The organism is Pseudomonas sp. MD195_PC81_125 (assembly GCF_014060985.1).
Taxonomy (GTDB): Bacteria; Pseudomonadota; Gammaproteobacteria; order Pseudomonadales; family Pseudomonadaceae; genus Aquipseudomonas; species Aquipseudomonas parakoreensis.
This window is the reverse complement of the sequence record NZ_JABULD010000856.1, coordinates 1-3,934: the sequence shown is the minus strand read 5'-3', so window position 1 is coordinate 3,934 and position 3,934 is coordinate 1. Positions and strand designations below refer to the sequence as shown.

The 3,934-nt window shown below is 50.4% G+C and carries 5 protein-coding genes; 2 read left to right on the top strand and 3 right to left on the bottom strand.

Annotation, left to right across the window (positions count from 1 at the left end; all coding sequences use genetic code 11):
- The 3 genes from HT737_RS29795 to HT737_RS29785 all read right to left on the bottom strand — a co-directional run.
- On the bottom strand, positions 1-229 hold a 229-nt coding region (locus HT737_RS29795; RefSeq protein ID WP_182404611.1), incomplete at its 3' end, for a copper resistance protein CopC.
- Positions 230-592: 363 nt separating this feature from the next.
- On the bottom strand, positions 593-1,981 hold the full coding sequence (locus HT737_RS29790) for a heavy metal sensor histidine kinase (RefSeq protein ID WP_182404610.1): 1,389 nt from the start codon (positions 1,979-1,981) through the stop codon (positions 593-595).
- Positions 1,978-2,667, bottom strand: a complete 690-nt coding sequence (locus HT737_RS29785; RefSeq protein ID WP_042556870.1) for a heavy metal response regulator transcription factor — start codon at positions 2,665-2,667, stop codon at positions 1,978-1,980. Before HT737_RS29785 ends, HT737_RS29790 begins: the two co-directional genes overlap by 4 nt.
- A gap of 204 nt (positions 2,668-2,871) precedes the next feature.
- Here HT737_RS29785 and HT737_RS29780 point away from each other — a divergent pair, with 204 nt between their 5' ends.
- Together HT737_RS29780 and HT737_RS29775 are read left to right on the top strand one after the other, a co-directional pair.
- Positions 2,872-3,225, top strand: coding sequence for a co-regulatory protein PtrA N-terminal domain-containing protein (locus tag HT737_RS29780; RefSeq protein ID WP_042556871.1), 354 nt, complete (start codon positions 2,872-2,874; stop codon positions 3,223-3,225).
- 167 nt (positions 3,226-3,392) lie between these two features.
- Positions 3,393-3,920, top strand: a complete 528-nt coding sequence (locus tag HT737_RS29775) for a plastocyanin/azurin family copper-binding protein (protein WP_182404609.1) — start codon at positions 3,393-3,395, stop codon at positions 3,918-3,920.
- Positions 3,921-3,934: the final 14 nt, after the last annotated feature.

Sequence of the window (3,934 nt, the reverse complement as noted above, 5' to 3'; positions counted from 1 at the left end):
CCATTGGAGAGTTCGGCATGCCAGGCATATCAGTCATGATCAGTTTTGCACCGGAAAACTGAGTGGTGAGATTCTCGGAAAAGTGCAGTTCAATTTTCGAAGGGGCCGCCGCATCCGAGCCTTCCGCCGGAGTGGAAGAAAGGAGCTTTGGATGTGCTTGAGCTACGGCACTCAGAAGCAAACCAGCAGTAAGTGCAACAGCTACGGTCGTAGTTTTAAGGAATGACATGCAAGACTCCTCACAGCAAGAGCTGTTGATTTGAGGTTTGTTTGGGAAGAACTAGTTTGTAATTTTCAATTTAAAACCACTGATGGTTAACTCGGAGCTTCCATCTCTAGTGCAGGTTGAACACGAAAATCTCGCTAAGCCCCAACGTCACAGTGCAAGAACACGATGCCACACGAACGCAAACTGTTCGATTACATTTCAGTCAGCTTGACACGCTGTTTGGGATCGAATTGGCGAAGGTCGCAAGTCTTAGAAACGAGACCGCACGCCGCAAATACTGGGGTATTCACTCATTCAAAAAATTACGAAACTGGATGCAGGCCCAAGTCGCGCTAACGCCGTTGATCACAAATGCGGCATTGCTCAGCTGACCTGCAAGTCAACACTAGGAAACTCGAGATGAAAGGCCGTTTTACCGTCACATGACGTACACCAGATTTTGCCATCATGCGCCTCAATAATTGATCGGGTAATCGACAAACCTAGCCCTGCGTTGCTTGGGCTTCCTTCCCTGCGCGCTGGGTCCACGCGATAAAAACGATCGAAGAGCTTTTCAAGATGTTCGGGGGCAATGGGTTCACCCTGGTTCTCCACGACGACCAATACCGACATCTCCTTCTGGAGGATTTCGACACTGATCATCTTCCCTTCCGAGGTGTAGCGAAGCGCATTAGAGAGCAGGTTAGATATAGCTCTGTGGAGCATAAGGACATCGCCTCGGACGCTGCCCCTTCCTGAAACCTTCAGTTCTATCCCTCGCTCATCTGCCAAAAGACGGTAGTATTCAAGCAGTTTCTCCACGACTTCCACCAAATCTATTGGTTTGTTCTCGTGGGTGATCAGACCATTGTCTGACTTCGCCAGAAATAGCATGTCATCAATCATCCGACTCATACGCTTCAAGTCATCAAGATTTGAGTACAGGTTGTCTTCGTATTCTTCTATATTCCTTTTTCTTGAAAGCACGACTTCGGTGTGGGTCATCAAGTTGCTTACAGGAGTCCGTAGTTCGTGGGCAATGTCTGCGGAAAAATTCGATAACCGGACAAATGCATCGTCGAGTCTGGACAGCATTGCGTTAAAGGACAGCACCATTTGCTGAAGTTCTTTAGGAACAGGCGCTAAAGGGATGCGCTCTTTTAGTGATTTTGCTGACATAGAGGCGGCGACCCGCGTGACCTGGCGAATAGGCCGCATGCCACTGCTTGCTACCATCCAGCCAAGCGCCGCACTGACCAGCGCGCTAATTACCAGCCCTATCCAAAACCAGCGCTCAAGCGTCTCGAAAAAGGACATATGCTGAGTAACGTCAAAGATCAAAATGACTGTCAACGGCTTGTCTTGCCCCGTCACAACGGCTTGTGCTGTCACGCCACGGAACATCTGCTCTTGCTCCCGCCACTCCCAGACGTTGTTGTTTGTGGTTGTGCGGAACTCCTTCGGAATATCTACCGGACCGGGATCTGCGAACAGCAGCTTGCCTTCACCATCGATTATTAGGGCCGTCAAATCCCGGTGAGCACCCAGCAGCGCTTCCAGCTCAGGCTTAAATTCGCTGAATTGATCGATGGTGTTCAACCCGGACAAAATTCTCTGGGTCGAGTGGAGCTTTTCGTTCAATGCCTGCTGATCCAGCATCTTAAAGTGATGCCGACTGAGGTTGTTGAAACTAAGTCCGGCGACCGTAAGCACGGCCGTTACCGCGAGCATGAACATCAGACTCATGCGAGTTGTCAGGGACATCCGATTCATTCCGACTCCGAATCAGGCGCGTCTAGCATGTAACCCATTCCCCTCGAGGTATGAATCAACTTGACCTCAAAGTCGTCATCTATCTTGGCCCTCAACCGTCTAACCGCAACCTCGATAACGTTGGTGTCGCTATCGAAGTTCATATCCCAAACCTGGGAAGCGATAAGTGACTTTGGCAGCACCTCCCCACGACGTCGCAGCAACAGCTCAAGCAACGCAAACTCTTTGGCCGTAAGGTCGATGCGCTTACCTGCACGAATGGCCCGACGCTTGAGTAGGTCCACCTCCAGATCAGCCAATTTCATGTAGGTTTGCGAAGGCGCGCTGTTACCGCGACGCAGCAACGTTCTGACTCGAGCAAGCAATTCAGAAAATGCGAAGGGTTTGATCAGGTAGTCATCTGCGCCGAGTTCAAGTCCTTTAACTCGATCTTCAACGCGGTCTCTCGCTGTGAGAAAGAGTACGGGGACGTCTTTCCCGGAAGCGCGAACCTTCTGCAGAACTTCCCAGCCATCCAATCCAGGCATCATGACGTCGAGAATCAACAGGTCATACGCTTCGCTCAAAGCGTGCTGAAGCGCCTCTTTTCCATTAGTAAAACGATCAACATTGAACCCCGCCTCGGTGAGTCCTTGCTGCAAATAGATACCTATTTTTGGTTCGTCTTCAGCGACAAGAAGTCTCATGAGGTCGTTCTCTGATAGTGATGAAGCGGAGTCTGCAACGAAAACCGGCAGCCAACCAGCAACTGACAGAAAAGTAATATTGGCTTCAGGTAGATGTCAGCGAGCGCTGTCTAGGGTTCAAGCATGAGTACTTCCTAGTGCTCGACCGACTCTTCAGCATGAAACGTTTAGGAGCCGGAAAACAATTCCATAAGGAGTTGCCCCATGAATCGCCTGAAAATTCTGTTTTTTGTGAGCTCAATACTCGTCTCAGCTTCTGTATGGGCTGAAAGTGGCGGAGACCGGGTTATAGAGCGTATGGAGGGTCTGCGCAACAAGGCAGAAGCTGTCCTGATACAAGCTGAAAACGCTCCTGAAGGTCAGCGTCATGTCCACATGACTGAGCATATGAAGATGCTGGGAGAGCTCATGAGCCAACTCCATAAAGATCATCCAGACGCCTCAATGTCTCCTCAGCAGCACCTCGCCTGGATGGAAAAGCACGACAAAATCGTCGATGACGTTTTGAACCAAATGCAGCGCGAGCACAAATTGATGCTTTCAGAGAATCATCAGTGAAAACCGGCTTCCAATGGGCTTTTTGAACAGTAACGTTAAATACGGCGTCATTTGGACGCCGTGCTTTTTTGAAAACTGACAGAAATGTAGTGTTCAGGTCAGTTAACTGGCAGCTCCATGTCTTTAGCATAGCCAGTGCTCCCACTCCTCTTACTCTCGAGGTCACTATGAAAGCTAAGCTCGTTACCCCTGTCATCGCAGCAATCACTCTCCTCTTCGGTGCTACGGCTATGGCCAGCGCAGGGCATGGGAAAGAGGACATCGGCCAGCCTGGAGTCGCCTCTCAGGTTACTCGTACGGTGGAGGTCGAGATGGGCGATATTTTCTTCAAACCTGAAAGCATCGACGTTAAGCCTGGTGAAACCATTCGATTTGTCCTTCGCAATGATGGTTCGCTGCTGCACGAGTTCAACATCGGCAAAGCCTCTGCTCATGCAGCACACCAAAAAGAAATGGCAAGCATGTTCCAGAACGGGACGCTTAACCCCACCGGTACCGGAAAAACGATGAGCGGTATGAGCCACAGCATGGGTGGAATGAAGATGGTCGGAATGGAGCACAACGACCCGAACAGCGTCCTGATTGAGCCTGGCGCAACCCAAGAGCTGATCTGGACCTTCAACAACAGCACAGGCCTTCAGTTTGCCTGCAATGTGCCCGGACATTACCAATCGGGAATGGTCGGTCAGTTTTGACCTGAAAATAAGCC